The 14,836-nt window shown below is 74.0% G+C and carries 16 protein-coding genes and 2 pseudogenes; 15 read left to right on the plus strand and 3 right to left on the minus strand.

Features of this window, described 5'->3' with window-relative positions; all coding sequences use genetic code 11:
* The 11 genes and pseudogenes from HL189_RS21610 to HL189_RS21660 form a co-directional block, all read left to right on the plus strand.
* A pseudogene (locus tag HL189_RS21610) lies at positions 1–267 on the plus strand (methyl-accepting chemotaxis protein); the annotation flags it as partial.
* A 149-nt stretch (positions 268–416) separates the two neighbouring features.
* Complete coding sequence (locus HL189_RS21615; protein ID WP_369135798.1) at positions 417–1,328, plus strand: hypothetical protein; 912 nt, start codon at positions 417–419, stop codon at positions 1,326–1,328.
* 144 nt (positions 1,329–1,472) lie between these two features.
* The gene (locus tag HL189_RS21620) at positions 1,473–2,603 is read left to right on the plus strand and encodes a chemotaxis response regulator protein-glutamate methylesterase (protein WP_369135799.1); all 1,131 of its coding nucleotides are present in this window, start codon (positions 1,473–1,475) and stop codon (positions 2,601–2,603) included.
* Positions 2,600–3,424 carry a protein-glutamate O-methyltransferase CheR gene (locus HL189_RS21625; protein WP_369135800.1) on the plus strand — a complete coding sequence of 275 codons (825 nt, stop codon included), beginning with the start codon at positions 2,600–2,602 and terminating at the stop codon, positions 3,422–3,424. The genes HL189_RS21620 and HL189_RS21625 overlap by 4 nt, the downstream gene beginning before the upstream one ends.
* Positions 3,425–3,426: 2 nt before the next feature.
* Positions 3,427–3,822, plus strand: coding sequence for a response regulator (locus tag HL189_RS21630; protein WP_369135801.1), 396 nt, complete (start codon positions 3,427–3,429; stop codon positions 3,820–3,822).
* A complete protein-coding gene (locus HL189_RS21635) occupies positions 3,819–4,325 on the plus strand; it encodes a chemotaxis protein CheX (protein WP_369135802.1) in 507 nt (168 codons plus the stop codon). The genes HL189_RS21630 and HL189_RS21635 overlap by 4 nt, the downstream gene beginning before the upstream one ends.
* On the plus strand, positions 4,322–4,684 hold the full coding sequence (locus tag HL189_RS21640; RefSeq protein ID WP_369135803.1) for a response regulator: 363 nt from the start codon (positions 4,322–4,324) through the stop codon (positions 4,682–4,684). Before HL189_RS21635 ends, HL189_RS21640 begins: the two co-directional genes overlap by 4 nt.
* Positions 4,681–5,166, plus strand: a complete 486-nt coding sequence (locus tag HL189_RS21645) for a hypothetical protein (RefSeq protein WP_369135804.1) — start codon at positions 4,681–4,683, stop codon at positions 5,164–5,166. The genes HL189_RS21640 and HL189_RS21645 overlap by 4 nt, the downstream gene beginning before the upstream one ends.
* 135 nt (positions 5,167–5,301) lie before the next feature.
* Positions 5,302–6,744 (plus strand): cation:dicarboxylase symporter family transporter, encoded by a 1,443-nt coding sequence (locus HL189_RS21650; RefSeq protein WP_369135805.1) that lies wholly within the window; start codon positions 5,302–5,304, stop codon positions 6,742–6,744.
* 85 nt (positions 6,745–6,829) lie between these two features.
* Positions 6,830–7,645: pseudogene (locus tag HL189_RS21655) on the plus strand (PAS domain-containing protein); the annotation flags it as partial.
* Positions 7,646–7,844: 199 nt separating this feature from the next.
* Positions 7,845–8,600 (plus strand): PP2C family protein-serine/threonine phosphatase, encoded by a 756-nt coding sequence (locus HL189_RS21660; protein ID WP_369135806.1) that lies wholly within the window; start codon positions 7,845–7,847, stop codon positions 8,598–8,600.
* Here HL189_RS21660 and HL189_RS21665 read toward each other — a convergent pair whose 3' ends face one another.
* Entirely contained in the window at positions 8,601–9,542 is a 942-nt protein-coding gene (locus HL189_RS21665; protein ID WP_369135807.1) for an alpha/beta hydrolase, read from the minus strand. It lies immediately after the preceding gene.
* 122 nt (positions 9,543–9,664) lie between these two features.
* Between HL189_RS21665 and HL189_RS21670 the strand changes: the two genes are divergently transcribed.
* The 4 genes from HL189_RS21670 to HL189_RS21685 are packed head-to-tail and all read left to right on the plus strand — an operon-like array spanning position 9,665 to position 13,578.
* Positions 9,665–10,870 (plus strand): PP2C family protein-serine/threonine phosphatase, encoded by a 1,206-nt coding sequence (locus HL189_RS21670; RefSeq protein ID WP_369135808.1) that lies wholly within the window; start codon positions 9,665–9,667, stop codon positions 10,868–10,870.
* The gene (locus HL189_RS21675; protein ID WP_369135809.1) at positions 10,867–12,852 is read left to right on the plus strand and encodes a glycosyltransferase; all 1,986 of its coding nucleotides are present in this window, start codon (positions 10,867–10,869) and stop codon (positions 12,850–12,852) included. Before HL189_RS21670 ends, HL189_RS21675 begins: the two co-directional genes overlap by 4 nt.
* The gene (locus HL189_RS21680) at positions 12,849–13,181 is read left to right on the plus strand and encodes an STAS domain-containing protein (protein WP_369135810.1); all 333 of its coding nucleotides are present in this window, start codon (positions 12,849–12,851) and stop codon (positions 13,179–13,181) included. The genes HL189_RS21675 and HL189_RS21680 overlap by 4 nt, the downstream gene beginning before the upstream one ends.
* Positions 13,171–13,578: an ATP-binding protein gene (locus HL189_RS21685; RefSeq protein WP_369135811.1), complete on the plus strand. Its 408-nt coding sequence runs from the start codon at positions 13,171–13,173 to the stop codon at positions 13,576–13,578. The genes HL189_RS21680 and HL189_RS21685 overlap by 11 nt, the downstream gene beginning before the upstream one ends.
* A 32-nt stretch (positions 13,579–13,610) precedes the next feature.
* Here the strand turns inward: HL189_RS21685 and HL189_RS21690 are convergent, their stop codons facing one another.
* Both HL189_RS21690 and HL189_RS21695 read right to left on the minus strand, forming a co-directional pair.
* Positions 13,611–14,561, minus strand: coding sequence for a glycosyl hydrolase (locus tag HL189_RS21690; protein WP_369135812.1), 951 nt, complete (start codon positions 14,559–14,561; stop codon positions 13,611–13,613).
* The gene (locus HL189_RS21695; RefSeq protein WP_369135813.1) at positions 14,552–14,785 is read right to left on the minus strand and encodes a hypothetical protein; all 234 of its coding nucleotides are present in this window, start codon (positions 14,783–14,785) and stop codon (positions 14,552–14,554) included. The genes HL189_RS21690 and HL189_RS21695 overlap by 10 nt, the downstream gene beginning before the upstream one ends.
* Between the last annotated feature and the right edge of the window lie 51 nt (positions 14,786–14,836).

The raw sequence follows: 14,836 nt of genomic DNA on the forward strand, positions 1-14,836 counted from the left end.
ATCAGCGAGGTGATCGGCAGCATCAACGACTTCCAGCTGACCATCGCCTCCGCGGTGGAGGAGCAGACCGCGACGACGAACGAGATGTCCCGGTCGGTGCAGGAGGCCGCCGGCGGGTCCACGGAGATCGCCACCAACATCACCGGGGTCTCCACCGCCGCCTCCTCCACCACCCAGGCGCTGGGGCAGACCCGGCAGGCCGTCGACGAGCTGTCGAAGATGGCCAGCGACCTGCGCACCACCGTGGGCCGCTTCACCATCGAGTGATCGATGCTCTACGGAACGTGATCAAGCTCCCACTCAACGGCAGCAACGCGCGGCCGTCAGCCGATCGCCGTCGCGCGAGCGGGTGACGGCCGCGTGGCGTTCCGTGGCTGGTCCCTCCACGATGGACCGACCACCCACTTGGAGGCGACGTGCCGTATTCCCTGGTCAGCGCAGCAACGCTCGGCTTCGACCTGGTCCGCCTGCCCGAGGGCCAGCGGGTCGCCGACGTGCTCCTGACCGGTCTCGGAGCCGACGCGACGACCCTGCGCCGGCTCGCCGCGGCCCACCCGGGCGCCGGCCGCAGCACGGAGGAGCGCGCCGCCCTCGCCGTCCGCACCCGGAAGGCCCACGAGCTGGCCGCGGCCGGCGTCCCCCAGCTGCGGGACGCAGCCGCGGGCGCCACGGACCGCTCGGCCCGGCTGGTCACCCTCCTCGAGCGCAGCACGATCGGCAACACCCCGGCCCTCGAGCGCCTGGTCCGCGACGACGTCCTCGGGCCCGAGCACGCCGCCGTCGCCGACCTCGACCCCGCGGTCGCCGCGCCGGCCGCGGACGTCCTCGCCGACGCCGCCACCGGCTGGTGGGCCGCCGATGCGCTGCAGACCCCGGTCCGCCAGCAGCTGACCGGCGCCTACGACACGGCCGCCGCGCTGGAGCGCTTCCCGCACCCCGACCTCGGACCGGCCGCCGCGGACGTCGCGGTCCTCCTGGCGCAGCTCTTCGCCCTCGACGAGGCCGGTCGCCGCCGGTGGCGCCAGGCGGTCGACGCCGGGCGTGCCCAGCGTCGTCCGTGGGCCGCGGCCATGCACGGGGCCGCCTGGGCTGCGCACGTCTCCGGACGCACCCGCACCGTCGCCGCCGCGCAGCTGATGGCGGTCACCGCCTTCGGCGCGGCCGGCTTCACCGCCCGGGACGGCGCGGACGGCGTCTGGAACGCGCTCGCCGGCTGCGTGGCGGGCGTGGCGATGGCCGACCTGCTCGACGAGGAGTCGATGACCGTGCTCGGCTCGCCGTGGGCGATGGTCACCGGCCGCGCGCTGCCGACGGCAGGACAGCGCTGACGGCGCTGTAGCGCCACTCTCCACCACTCCCGCGCTTTTCTGGCAATTCCCGCTCCATTCCGCACTCAAGCACCCCGCCGGCGCTGCCGATGACAGTCGTGTGCGGCCCTTCGGCCGGTACTTCGGCGGCGGGCGGGGGAGCACGTGCAACCAATCAAGGTCATGGTGGTCGACGATTCGGTCGTCGTCCGCAAGATCGTGACGGACGTCCTCTCCGGGGACCCGATGATCGAGGTCGTCGGGACCGCCCCGAACGGGCGTCTCGCGGTGACCAAGCTCGAGCAGCTCAAGCCCGACCTGGTCACCATGGACATCGAGATGCCGGACATGAACGGCATCGAGGCGGTGCGGGCCATCCGCAGCGGCGCCCATTCCCGGGTGCACAGCCGCGTGCCGATCATCATGTTCAGCACGCTGACCGAGCGCGGGGCGTCGGCCACCCTCGACGCGCTGTCCGCCGGCGCCAACGACTACGTCACCAAGCCGGCCAACGTCGGCAGCGTGGGCCAGTCGATGGAGAGCGTGCGCCAGCAGCTCATCCCCAAGATCAAGGCGCTGACCGGCCGGCCGATGACCAGCGGTCCCGCCGCGGCGGCCCCGGTCGCCGCCCGCCCGCCCGCTCCGCGCACCCGCGCCCCCAAGGAGCCCGCCGTCCTGGTGATCGGCTCCTCGACCGGTGGCCCCGACGCGCTGACCAAGGTGCTGCCGCTGCTGCCGGCCGGCCTGCCGGTGCCGGTGCTCCTCGTCCAGCACATGCCCCCCGTCTTCACCCGCCAGTTCGCCCAGCGGCTGGACCGGCTGTGCGCCCTCGAGGTCGTCGAGGCCGTCGACGGGACGCCGTTGAAGCCGGGCACCGTGCACGTCGCCCCCGGCGACCACCACCTGGTGGTCAGCTCCAGCGGCGGTGTCCGGCGGACGGCGCTGAACCAGGCCGCGCCGGAGAACTTCTGCCGGCCCGCGGTCGACGTGCTCTTCCGCTCGGCGGTCGCCGCCTACGACGGCGCCGTCCTCGGTGTCGTCCTCACCGGGATGGGCTCCGACGGCAAGATCGGCGCCGGCCAGATCCGGGAGGCCGGCGGCACCGTCGTCGCCCAGGACCAGGCCACGTCCGTCGTCTGGGGCATGCCCGGCGCGGTGACCCAGGCCGGTTTCGCCGACGAGGTGCTCCCGCTCGACCGGGTCGCCGACGCGATCACCCGACTCCTGCCCAACCCCCGCCCTCCGGCGGGCTTCCCCCGAGCCACCTCCGGCGCCGGGATCGGAGGTGTGCGATGACCCTCACCGCGACGGGATTCGACTGGGTGCGCCAGCTGGTGCACCGGGAGAGCGCCATCGTGCTGCAGCCCGGCAAGGAGTATCTCGTCGAGGCGCGACTGCTGCCGATGGCCCAGCAGCTGGGCTGCGCCGGCGTCGGCGAGCTGGTCGACTCGGTGCGGCTGCACCCCGACCCGGCCAAGACCCGGCGGATCGTCGAGGCGCTGACCACGAACGAGACGTCCTGGTTCCGGGACGGCGACCCGTTCACCGCGCTGACCGGCACGGTGCTGCCCAAGCTGCTGGCGGCCCGCGGGCCGAGCGACCGGATCAAGATCTGGTCGGCTGCCTGCTCGAGCGGGCAGGAGGCCTACACGATCGCGATGCTGCTGTCCGACGCGCTGCCCCACGCCGCCACCCGGGTGCAGATCACGGCCACCGACATCTCCCGCCAGATGGTCGAGCGCACCCGGGCCGGCCGGTTCAGCCAGCTCGAGGTCAACCGCGGCCTGCCGGCCACCATGCTGGTGCGGCACTTCACCCGCAGCGGCAACGAGTGGGAGATCGCGCCGGCGCTGCGCCAGATGGTCACCGCGAGCGAGTGCAACCTGGCGGCGCCGCTGCCGCCGCTCGGCCTGTTCGACGTGGTCTACCTGCGCAACGTGCTCATCTACTTCGACCTGCCCACCAAGCAGGCGATCCTGACCCGCGTCCGCCAGCTCATGCGCCCCGACGGGTGGCTGTTCCTGGGCGCGGCCGAGACGACCCTCGGCGTCGACGACAACTGGGAGCGGGTCGTCCTCGGCCGCGGCTCCGCCTACCGCCCCCGGAAGGGATCCTGATCATGCGAGCACTCGTCATCGACGACTCCCGCGCCATGCGGCGCATCGTCGGGACCATCCTCACCGACTTCGGGTACGACGTCCGCCAGGCCGGCCACGGCCGTGAGGCCCTCGACGTGCTCGAGAGCGGCAGCGCCGAGGGCTGGGTGCCCGACCTGTGCTGCATCGACTGGAACATGCCGGTGATGGACGGGCTGCAGTTCGTCTTCGCCGTCCGTGCCAACCCGGCCTACCGCCAGGTGACGCTGATGATGGTCACCACCGAGAGCGAGACCGGGCAGATCGTGAAGGCCCTGGCCGCCGGGGCGCACGAGTACCTCATCAAGCCGTTCACGCCCGACGCGCTGCGCGACAAGCTCGCGCTGCTGGGCCTGCTCCCGGAAGGTGCCCCCGCATGACCAGCCCCGCTGGAACGACCCAGCCGATCTCCGCGCTGCTGGACGCGGAGACCGTGCTCGGGATCGCCGACCAGGTCTGGCCGTCGCTCGTCGGCGACGGCGAGGTCTTCGTCCCGGTGCCGGCGCCGCCGCCGGCCGAGACCGTGTCGGCCTGGGTGGACATCACCGGACCCTGGACCGGCTCGGTGGTCCTCACCTGCGCCCCCGCCACGGCCGAGGCGCTCACTGCCAGCGTCCTGATGACCCGCCCGCCGGTCGTCGTGGACGACGAGGACGTCGAGGACGCGCTGGGCGAGCTGGCCAACGTCCTGGGCGGCAACATCAAGAGCGTGCTGCCGGGCGAGTCCCGGCTCGGGCTCCCCCAGATCGGGTCCCCGCCCTCCCAGGGGCGGCTGGACGACGTCTGCCGCGTCGCAGGTCAGTGGCGCGGACAGTTCCTGACCATCACCGTGCAGGGCGCTGCCGACGCGCCCCACGCCGAGCGGAACGAGGTGCCGCTGTGAAGATCCTGGTGACCGATGACAGCCGCGTGATGCGGCAGATAGTCATCCGGACCCTGCGCCAGGCCGGGTTCGACGACCACGACATCATCCAGGCCGAGAACGGCCGTGAGGCCTTCGAGATGGTCGGCGCCGAGAAGCCCGACCTGATCCTCTCGGACTGGAACATGCCCGAGATGACCGGCATCGAGTGCCTGCAGGCGCTGCGCGCCTCCGGCTCGCAGGTGCCCTTCGGCTTCGTCACCTCCGAGGGCTCCCCGGAGATGCGGGAGAAGGCCGCCAACGCCGGCGCGCTGTTCCTCATCGCCAAGCCGTTCACCGAGGACACCTTCAAGGACGCCCTCGACGGGGTGATCGCGTGACCGCCCCGGCCGCGGCGCTGCTGCCGAACGCCAAGGACGTCCGCGACCTCCTCGAGGGGCTGTTCGGCAAGGACGTCGTCGTCGCCCCCGGCGACCCGGTGTCGCTCAACGACAAGCCGGCCGTCGCCGTCTACGTCGACCCCACCATGGCGACCACGGCGCTGTGCCTGGTCGACATCCGGCTGGCCGCCTGGTTCGCCGGCGCCCTGGCCCTGCTCCCCAAGGGCGGGCTCGAGGACGCGATCGACGAGGGCGAGCTCTCGGAGATGCACCTCGAGGTCGTCTACGAGGTGGTCAACGTCGCCGCCTCGATGTTCAACGGCGAGGGCGTCAACCACTCGAAGCTGTACAAGCTGCACGCCCCGGGCGAGGCGGTGCCCGGTGACATCGCCGGGCTCAGCGCCGCGTTCAACCGCATCGACCTGCGGGTCGACGTGGCCGGCTACGGCTCGGGCGACCTGTCGATCGTGCTGGCCCACTGACCGGCTGAACGACTCCGGACCGGGGGAGCGGGACGGAGACGTCCGGCTCCCCCGGTCCTGTGCTGTCCGGCCTGCGCGCGGCGGTGCGCAGGAGGAGCATCACCAGGCAGGCACAACGACCGCACAGGAGCTGTCATGGCCACTGGGAGCACGCCCTCGTCCGAGGCGGCCGGGAGTGCCGCACCGGCCGAGCAGCGGGACCGCACGCACTGGCTCTACATCGCCGTCATCGCCGCGGTGGCCCTGGGCATCGCGGTCGGGTTCGCCGCGCCGGAGTTCGCGATCAGCCTGAAGTGGCTGGGCACGGCCTTCGTGGCGTTGATCCGGATGCTGATCGCGCCGGTGATCTTCTGCACCATCGTGCTGGGGATCGGGGCGATCCGGCAGGCGGCCAAGGTCGGCCGGATCGGTGGCCTGGCGCTGGGCTACTTCATCATCATGACGACGGTGGCGCTGGCCATCGGCCTGGTGGTGGGCAACATCGTGCACCCCGGCGGCGGGCTGGAGCTGTCCGAGGAGCTGCGTGGGCAGGGCTCGAGCCTCGCCGGGCAGGCCGAGGAGAGCGGCGGGACGGTCGACTTCCTGCTCGGGCTGATCCCGACCACGCTGTTCTCCGCGCTGACCGAGGGCTCGGTGCTGCAGGCGCTGCTGGTCGCGCTGCTGGTCGGCTTCGCCATCCAGGCCATGGGCCGGGCGGGGGAGCCGCTGCTGCGCGGCATCGGCCACTTGCAGCGGCTGGTCTTCCGGGTGCTGTCGATGGTCATGTGGCTCGCGCCGATCGGCGCGTTCGGGGCCATCGCGGCGGTGGTCGGGGAGACCGGCCTGGACGCGCTGAAGAGCCTGGCCGTGATCATGCTGGCCTTCTACGTGACCTGCGCGATCTTCGTGTTCGTGTTCCTGGGCGGCATCCTGTGGGCGGTCGCCCGGGTCGGGGTGTTCCGGCTGTTCAAGTACCTGGGCCGGGAGTTCCTGCTCATCGTGTCCACCTCGTCGTCGGAGACGGCGCTGCCGCGGCTGATCGCCAAGATGGAGCACGCCGGGGTCAGCCAGCCGGTCGCCGGGATCGTGGTGCCGACCGGGTACTCGTTCAACCTCGACGGCACCGCGATCTACCTGACGATGGCCTCACTGTTCATCGCCGAGGCCCTGGGTGACCCGCTGACCGTGGGGGAGCAGCTCAGCCTGCTCGCCTTCATGATCATCGCTTCGAAGGGGGCGGCCGGGGTGACCGGCGCCGGGCTGGCCACCCTGGCCGGCGGGCTGTCCGCGCACCGCCCGGACCTGCTCGACGGGGTGGGGCTGATCGTGGGCATCGACCGGTTCATGTCCGAGGCCCGCGCGGTGACCAACTTCGCCGGCAACGCCATCGCCACCGTGCTGGTTGCCACCTGGACCAAGGAACTGGACCGGGAGCAGTTCGACGCCGTGCTGGCCGGCGACCGCCCCTTCGACGAGGCGACCATGCTCGACGACGACGGCCACGGCGGCGGCTCCAGCGACGACACCCTCGCCGACCTGCGCGACGCCGCGGAGCGGGAGTCCGCCGAACGGCAGGCCGCCGAACGCGCCGTCCACTGACCGGGCGCCCCTCCCCGGGGACCGGCGGCCCCGCTGGTAGCCCCGGTTCCCGGGGGGGCGCCCGCCGATGGTGCACAGTGGCCGTATGACGGCGGACGGCGGAGGGCCGCTTGCGGGCCTGCTGGTGGCGGCCGTCCAAGGCATGGCCCGCCCGCTGTTCGTGCTCGACCGGGACTGGCGCTTCAGCTACGTCAACCCGGCCGGTGCCCGGCTGCTCGGCCGCTCGGTCGGCCAGCTGCAGGGCAGGGACGTCTGGGAGGAGTTCCCGGAGGCGGTCGGCGGCCCCTTCCAGGCCGCCTACGAGCGGGTCGCGGCGACCGGTGAGCCGGCGTCCCTCGAGGCCTGGTTCGAGCCGCTGGGCGCCTGGTTCCAGGTCGACGCCTTCCGGACCGACGCCGGGATCGTCGTCACCTACGACGACGTGACCGGACGCCGGCGCACCGAGCAGGCGCGGTCGGAGGCCATCGCCGCCCGCGAGGAGGAGGCCGAGCGGGCCGCGCAGGCCGCGCAGGAGGCCGAGCTGGCCGGGCGGCACCTGATGCTGCTGGGCGACATCAGCCAGGCGATGACCTCGACCCTGGACACCGACCGGGCGGCGCAGCGCTTCGCCGAGCTGGTCGTGCCGCTGCTGGGCGACTGGTGCCTGGTGACCGTGGTGGAGGACGGCCGCCGCCGGGACGTCGGCCGAGCCCACCGGGACCCCGCCCTGGTCTCGGCGGTCAACACCTACGCCGACCTCCGGGTGGAGACCAACCAGACCTCCGCGCCGGTGCCCACCGCCCTGCGGGAGGGCCGGCCGGTGGTCCTGCAGCAGCTCACCGACGCGCAGGTGGAGCAGATGACGACGCCGGCGGCCCGGGTGGCGCTCGCTCCGCTGCGGGTCGGCGCGGCGGCCACGTTCCCGTTGCTCGCCCGCGGGGAGCTCTTCGGCGCGCTCACGCTGGTCAACGCACCCGAGCGGGGGACCCTTCACCGACGCCGAGCTGCGCACCGCCGAGATCGCCTCGCGCCGGGCCGCGCTGGCCCTGGACAACGCGCGGCTGGCCACCGCCCAGGGCCGGATCGCCGAGCGGCTGCAGCGCAGCCTGCTGTCCGCGCCCGTGCAGCCGGACAACCTGGAGCTGGCGGTTCGCTACCGCGCCGCCACGCAGGACGTCGCCATCGGCGGGGACTGGTACGACGCCTTCCTGCAGCCCGACGGCTCGACGGTGCTCACCATCGGCGACGTCATGGGGCACGACCTCGAGGCCGCGGCCGCGATGGCGCAGCTGAAGAACCTCATGCGGGCGATCGCCTACGACCGGCAGGAGGAGCCGGCCAGCGTGATGCGCCGGGTCGACCTGGCCGTCGTCGGGCTGGACGTGTCGGCCCTGGCGACGGTGCTGGTCGCCCGGATCGAGCAGGACGAGGACGACCGGGTGGCCGGGTTGCGCCGGCTGCGCTGGGCCTCCGCAGGCCATCCCATGCCGATGCTGCTGCAGCCGGACGGCAAGGTGGTCGACCTCGACGCCCCGGTCGGTCCGCCCCTGGGCATCGGCTGGCAGGGCCCCCGGGCGGACGGCATCGCCACGATGCCGCCGGGCAGCACGCTGCTGCTCTTCACCGACGGGCTGTTCGAGCGGCGGACCGGTGACCTGGACGAGGGGCGGGAACGCCTGGCCGCCGCCGTCGCCGACCTGGCCGGGGAGCCGCTGGAGCGGCTGTGCGACGGGCTGCTGGCCGCGCAGCTGGCCGACGGCGCCGAGGACGACGTCGCCCTGCTCGCCGTGCGGGCCCACCCGGTGGACGCGCCGCGCCCCGCCGAGGCGGGCCCCCCGTCGGTGCCCGCGGGCCGGCCCTGGCCGGACGTCGCCTGATCAGCGACCGCGCTCGGCGGCGGCCCGGACCGCCGCGCTGATCGCGGCCACCCCCTGCGGGGCCCACAGGATCGAGTCGTGGTCGGTGTCGGGCACCTCGCGGGCGGTGACGTGCGCGTCGGCCAGCCCCATCCCGGCCAGCCGGACCTCGTCGTAGAGGCCGGGCAGCTGGGCCTGCGTGCCGCGGGTGGCCCACAGCAGCGTCGCCGGCACGGGCAGGTCGGTGGTGGCCTCCAGCACGGCCTCGTTGCGGAGCAGGTCGGCGCCGTCCACCCGGACCGCCTCGCGGACCACCGAGCTGCGCAGCTCGGGTGCCGCGCCGACCAGGTCCCGGGCCAGGTGGGCGGCCACGGTGGGCTCGTCGACCCACGGGCCGACGGTCGGGTGCGCGGCCCAGAAGTCCCGGACGGCGGTGAGGTCGGGGAAGGCGCGGTCCAGCCGGTCGAGGGTGGCGCCGAGCAGGGCGGCGAGGAGGGCGTCGGTGTCGGCACCCACCGGGACGGCGAACGGCAGCCCCCCGTCGACCAGCACCAGCCCGTGCACGAGGTCCCGGGCGACGCCGCTCGCCGCGAGGGTGGCGACGAAACCACCCATCGAGTGGCCGACGAGCACGGTGGAGTCCGCGCCCGCCTGGGCGTCCGCCCCGAACCGCTCGAGCAGCGCCGTGACGTCGGCCGCGTGCGCGGAGAACCCGTAGGGGCCGGGCAGCCCGGCGCTCTGCGCCCGCCCGCGCAGGTCCGGCGCCACCACGTCGCACTCGCCGGCGAGGGCGTCGGCCACCCGCGCCCACACCATGGCGTTGCCGGTGATGCCGTGCAGCAGGACGACCAGGGGCGCGGCGGGGGCGTCGGCGGCCCAGTGCAGCGCGGCCAGCTCACCGCCGTCGACCGGGACCCGGATCTCCTCGGGTGGGCGGGTGGAGGTGTGGTCCGGGTCGCTCACACCCTCACCCTCTCCCGCGGCCGGGCCGGTTGCACGTGGAACCCGGCCTCAACCTCCGCAGCGGCCGTGCCGATGTAGATCGTGCACGGCCGGTCCGCGGCCGCACGACGTGAGGAGAGCACGTGACCGGCCAGGCATTGCTCGACACGGCACCGGACCCGGTGCTCGCCGAGCGCGAGCGGCTGCTCGACCTGGCGGCACTCGACGTGCTCGGTCGCGGCCCCGAGGAGCGGTTCGACCGGATCACCCGGATGGCGCAGCAGCTGTTCGGGGTCTCCGCGGCGGCGGTCACGCTGGTCACGGACGCCGTTCAGGTGCACAAGTCCCAGGCCGGGCCGATGCTCCTGTCCGACGGCCGTCGCGAGCACGCGTTCTGCGACGTCACGATCCGGCGTCCGGAGCTGCTCGTCGTCGAGGACGCGACCAAGGACGAGCGGTTCGCCGACAACCCCTCGGTGATCGGCGCGCCCGGCATCCGTTTCTACGCCGGCCACCCCATGACGGGCCCCGGTGGTCACCGGGTCGGCGCGCTGTGCCTCGTCGACGACCGTCCGCGGCACTTCGGCGCCGAGGAGCGGGCGCTCCTCGCCGAGCTCGCCGGCTGGGTGCAGCGGGAGCTGGACCGCAGCACCGAACTCGAGAGCGCCGCGCGCGTGCAGGCCGCGCTGCTCCCGCTGGGCGCACCGGACGTCGCGGGCTACGAGGTCACCGGCATGTGTCTCCCCTCGGGGAGCGTCGGTGGGGACTTCTTCGACTGGCACCCCGCGCCGGACGGTCAGCTCGTCCTCACCCTGGCCGACGTCATGGGCAAGGGACTGCCGGCCGCGATCGTCACGGCGATGGTCCGGGCCGTCATGCGTTCGACCGCCCGCGACGCCGGCCCGGCCGAGGCCGTCCGCGAGGCGGCCGCCACGCTGCACGAGGACCTGGAGCGGACCGGCCGGCTGGTGACGATGTGCCACGCCAAACTCGACGCCGCGGGCCACCGGGTCCGCTTCGCCGATGCTGGCCACGGCCTCATGCTGCTGGTCCGGGCGGACGGCTCGTTCGCCCGTCCGGCGGCGGGCGGGCTGCCGCTGGGCGTGCTGGCCGACGAGGAGTGGCCCGAGGGGGTCGTCGACCTCGCGCCCGGCGACACGGTGGTCGCCTTCAGCGACGGTCTGCTCGACCTGTTCGACGGGACGACGGACTCGCTGCCGGAGATCGCCGCGGCGATCTGGGACTGCGTGGACGCCGCGCACGTGGTGGACCGCTTCACCGTCCTCGCGCGCCGGGTGGGCATCCGCTCGGACGACGTCACCCTGGTCGCCATCCGGCGGACGCCGTGAGCGGCCGCCACCAGGCGCTGCTGCAGGTCGGGGACGCGCGCCGCTGGGGGATCCGGGTGCTGGTCGTCCTCACCCTGCTCAGCGGCGTCAACTACCTGGCGTGGCGGTGGCTGGACTCGATCAACTGGGCCCAGTGGTGGCTCGCGGTGCCGCTGGTCCTCGCCGAGACCTACAGCCTGCTCGACGCCTTCCTGTTCGGCGCGACCGTCTGGCGCATCCGGCAGCGGGCCGAGCCGCCGCCCCCGCCGCCGGACGCGACCGTGGACGTCTTCGTCACCACCTACGACGAGCCGGTCGACCTGGTCATGGCCACCGCCCGGGCCGCACGGGACATCCCGTACCCGCACCGCACCTGGGTGCTGGACGACGGGGCGCGACCCGAGATGCAGGACGCGGCCCGCACCGCCGGCGTGGGCTACCTGACCCGCAGCGCCGACTGGGCCGGGATGCCCCGGCACGCCAAGGCCGGGAACCTGAACAACGCGCTGCTGGCGACCGACGGCGAGTTCCTGCTCGTGCTCGACGCCGACCAGGTGCCACACCCGACGATCCTGCACCGCACGCTGGGCTGGTTCGACGACCAGCGGGTGGCCCTGGTCCAGACGCCGCAGTGGTTCTCCAACGTGGACGACGACGACGTGCTGGGCAGCCAGGCGCCGCTGTTCTACGGCCCGATCCAGCAGGGCAAGGACGGCTGGAACGCGGCCTACTTCTGCGGCTCGAACGCCGTCCTGCGCCGTGAGGCGCTCATGCAGCTCGGCGTGGCCGGGTACGTGCGGGCGGTCGAACGGTCGATCAGGGACGCGCTCCGCACGGCCGGGCGGGTGATCGCCCGCGCGCGGACCGAGGCCCGGACCGCCGGTCCTGCCGTCCATGCCGCGCTGGACGAGGTCGCCTGGGCCGTCCGCCGGGCCCGCGTCGAGGTCGCGGCCGGCGAGCCGGTCTCCGAGGTCACCTACCGCTTCCAGCAGCGGGTCGACGAGGCCGGCCGGGGCGTCGTCACCGACGACCTCGCGCGGATGGAGGCCGACCTGGCCGAGATCGCGGAGATGCCGGGTCCGCCGGGTGCCGTCCTCACGACCGAGCTGGACGGTGCCGTGCTCACCCGGCTCGCCCAGCGGGACTGGTCGCCGATCGCCGCGCTGGATTCGGTGAAGGCCTTGGTCTCCTCGGTCGACGTCGACCTGGCCGGGGAGGCGCAGCCGGTGATGCCGCTCGCGACGATCTCGGTCACCGAGGACATGGCGACCTCCATGCGGCTGCACGCGATGGGCTGGCGGACGGTGTACCACCACGAGGTGCTGGCCCGCGGGCTGGCGCCCCAGGACCTCGCCGCGATGCTGGCGCAGCGGCTGCGCTGGTCCCAGGGGACCCTGCAGCTGGCCCTGCGGCAGAACCCGCTGCTCCAGCGCGGGCTGAGCGTCGGGCAGCGGCTGATGTACCTGGCCACGATGTGGAGCTACCTCACCGGCTTCGCCGCGCTGGTGTACATCGCGGCCCCGATCGCCTACCTCTGCTTCGGCGTGCGCCCGGTGACCGCCGACGGCGACGCGTTCCTGCTGCACCTGGTGCCCTTCCTGCTGACCACCCTCCTGCTCTTCCGCGTGGTCGGCCACGGCATGCCGACGTGGCGCGGGCAGCAGTACGACCTGGCGCTGTTCCCGGTGTGGATCCGCGCCTGCACGACCGCAGCGGCCAACGTGCTGCTCCACCGGGACCTCGGCTTCGTCGTGACGCCGAAGACCGCGACGGCGCGCCCGGGGCCCGCCTGGCGATTGGTCCGTGTCCAGCTGGTCACCATGGGGCTGCTGGTCGCGGCCGCGGTGGTCGGGCTGGTGCGGCTGCACCTCGGCGTCGCGCCGAGTGCGTACGGGACCTGGGCCAACCTCACGTGGGTGGCCTACGACCTGCTGGTCCTGAGCGTCGTCGTCCCCGCGGCGCGCCATCTGGGGCCGGCCACCGATGAGAGGACGACGGCATGATCGAGCTCGACACCCACCCCACGGGCGCGGCGGTGGTGCGCGTGGACGGCCGGCTGACCATGGTCGACGCCCCCGCGTTCCGCTCCGCCGTCACCGAGGCCGTCGGGGAGGCGGCGACCACGGTGGTCGTCGACCTCTCGGCCTGCGCGTTCATGGACTCGTCCGGACTGGGCGCGGTCATCGCCGGGCTGAAGGCCGCCCGCCAGGCGGGCGGCGACCTCCGGATCGCCGCGCCCACCACCCAGGTGCTCACCGTCCTGCAGCTGACCAACCTGGAGCGGGTGCTCCGACCCTTCGGCAGCGTTGCCGAGGCACTCCGTGCCGGCTGAGCTGTCCCTGCGGGCGCCGGGGGTGCCCGCGTCGCTGGACGACGTGCACGTGCTGCTGACCCGTGCCTGGGACCAGCACCCGGACGTCGGGGACGACGACCGCCTGCGCTTCGAGATCGCCGTGGTCGAGATCGCCGGCAACGTCGTGGAGCACGCCGGCGACCCTGACCCGGTGGACTTCGACCTCGCCGTCCGCGTCGAGGACGACCGGCTGGAGGCCCGGTTCCAGGACCCCGGGAGGCGCGTGGACGTCGACTTCGGCACGGCGGACATGCCGGACGCGCTGGCCGAGACCGGGCGGGGGGTGGCCCTCGCCCTGGCCACCGCCGACGAGCTGACCTACCGGCGCATCGGCGCGGTCAACCACTGGCTGGTGCTGCGCCGCCGGCGGTCCTGACCCGTCGCTGCCGACCCGGCTCTGCCGCCGGGTCAGCCGGAGCAGTCGGGCAGGTGGTCGGCCCAGCGGGCCCACGCGGGGTCGTCGGTGAGCCCGCCATCCCGCAGCTCGGCCGAGTCCACCGCCCGCCAGTCGACCTCGGTGGCGACCTCGGGCTCCTGCTCGGACCACTCGAACCAGTTCACCATCGCCAGCCGCGGCAGGAGGGCGGGCAGCCGGGGATCGCTCACCTGCTGCCACCAGGCCTGCTCGACGGTGAGCTCACCGGCGCCGCCGGCACCGGGGGCGGAGAACGCGGCGGTCTCCGGGACGGCGACCGGCTTGCCGTGCTGCACGCCGTACACCCCGTGGAAGTCCGGCAGGCCGCGGTCGTCCCCGCCGAGGCCGACGTACTCGCCGGTCAGCTGGGCCGCGAACTTGCCCGGCTCGGGCACCTCGTTCTCGCCCCACGGCCAGGCGTCACCCCAGTGGTACAGCGACATGCCCACCCAGTCGACGGCGTCGTCGCCGGGCCAGTACGGCGCGTACGGGTCGCCGGCGCGTGTGACGACCCCGTAGCCGTCGGTGTCCAGCACCACGGCGTCCCCGGTGCCGGGGACGGCGGCGAACCGGCCGTCGGTGAACGGGTGGCCACCGCCGTAGTTGGGGGCCCACATCATCAGCGACCCCGGTGCGCCGGTGTGGACCGCCGCGGCGACCCGGCGGAACGCTGCGACGTAGGCGGCCGGCTGCTGGCCCCAGCTGTACCAGGAGCCGTTCATCTCGTGCGCGAACCGGACGACGACCGGCACGCCGCTGCGGTTGTAGCCGTCCAGCCGCGCGGCCAGCTCCGTGGCGGCCGCGTCGGTGACGGTGGCCAGCCCGCCGGTCGGCTCGAGCGTCAGCAGCAGCGACCCGCCGCCGTCCCGGAGCTGTTCCACCGCGGCGTCGACGTCCCGGAAGTCCTCGGCCGGGAGCGGGAAGCCGGCGAAGCTCACGACCACGGCGGGTCGGTGCCCGCGCAGCGCGTGTACTCGGCCAGCGTCTGCCGGGACCAGTCGAGGTTCACGCCCACCAGCACGCCGTCGGCGGGAGCGGCGAGCGCCGGACACTCGCGGGCGGGAGCCGCGACCTGGTCCTCGGCCGGGGTGGTGCAGCCCGTCGCCGCCAGGACCAGGACGGTGGTGACCAGGGCCAGGGACGCGTCGGTCCGTCTCGTCGTCCGCACGTCCCCACCTTCGGCCGGTCCGGGCGGGTGTCCAGCCGACGTCGGTACCCT

The organism is Modestobacter sp. I12A-02662, from assembly GCF_041028325.1.
Classification (GTDB): domain Bacteria; phylum Actinomycetota; class Actinomycetes; order Mycobacteriales; family Geodermatophilaceae; genus Modestobacter.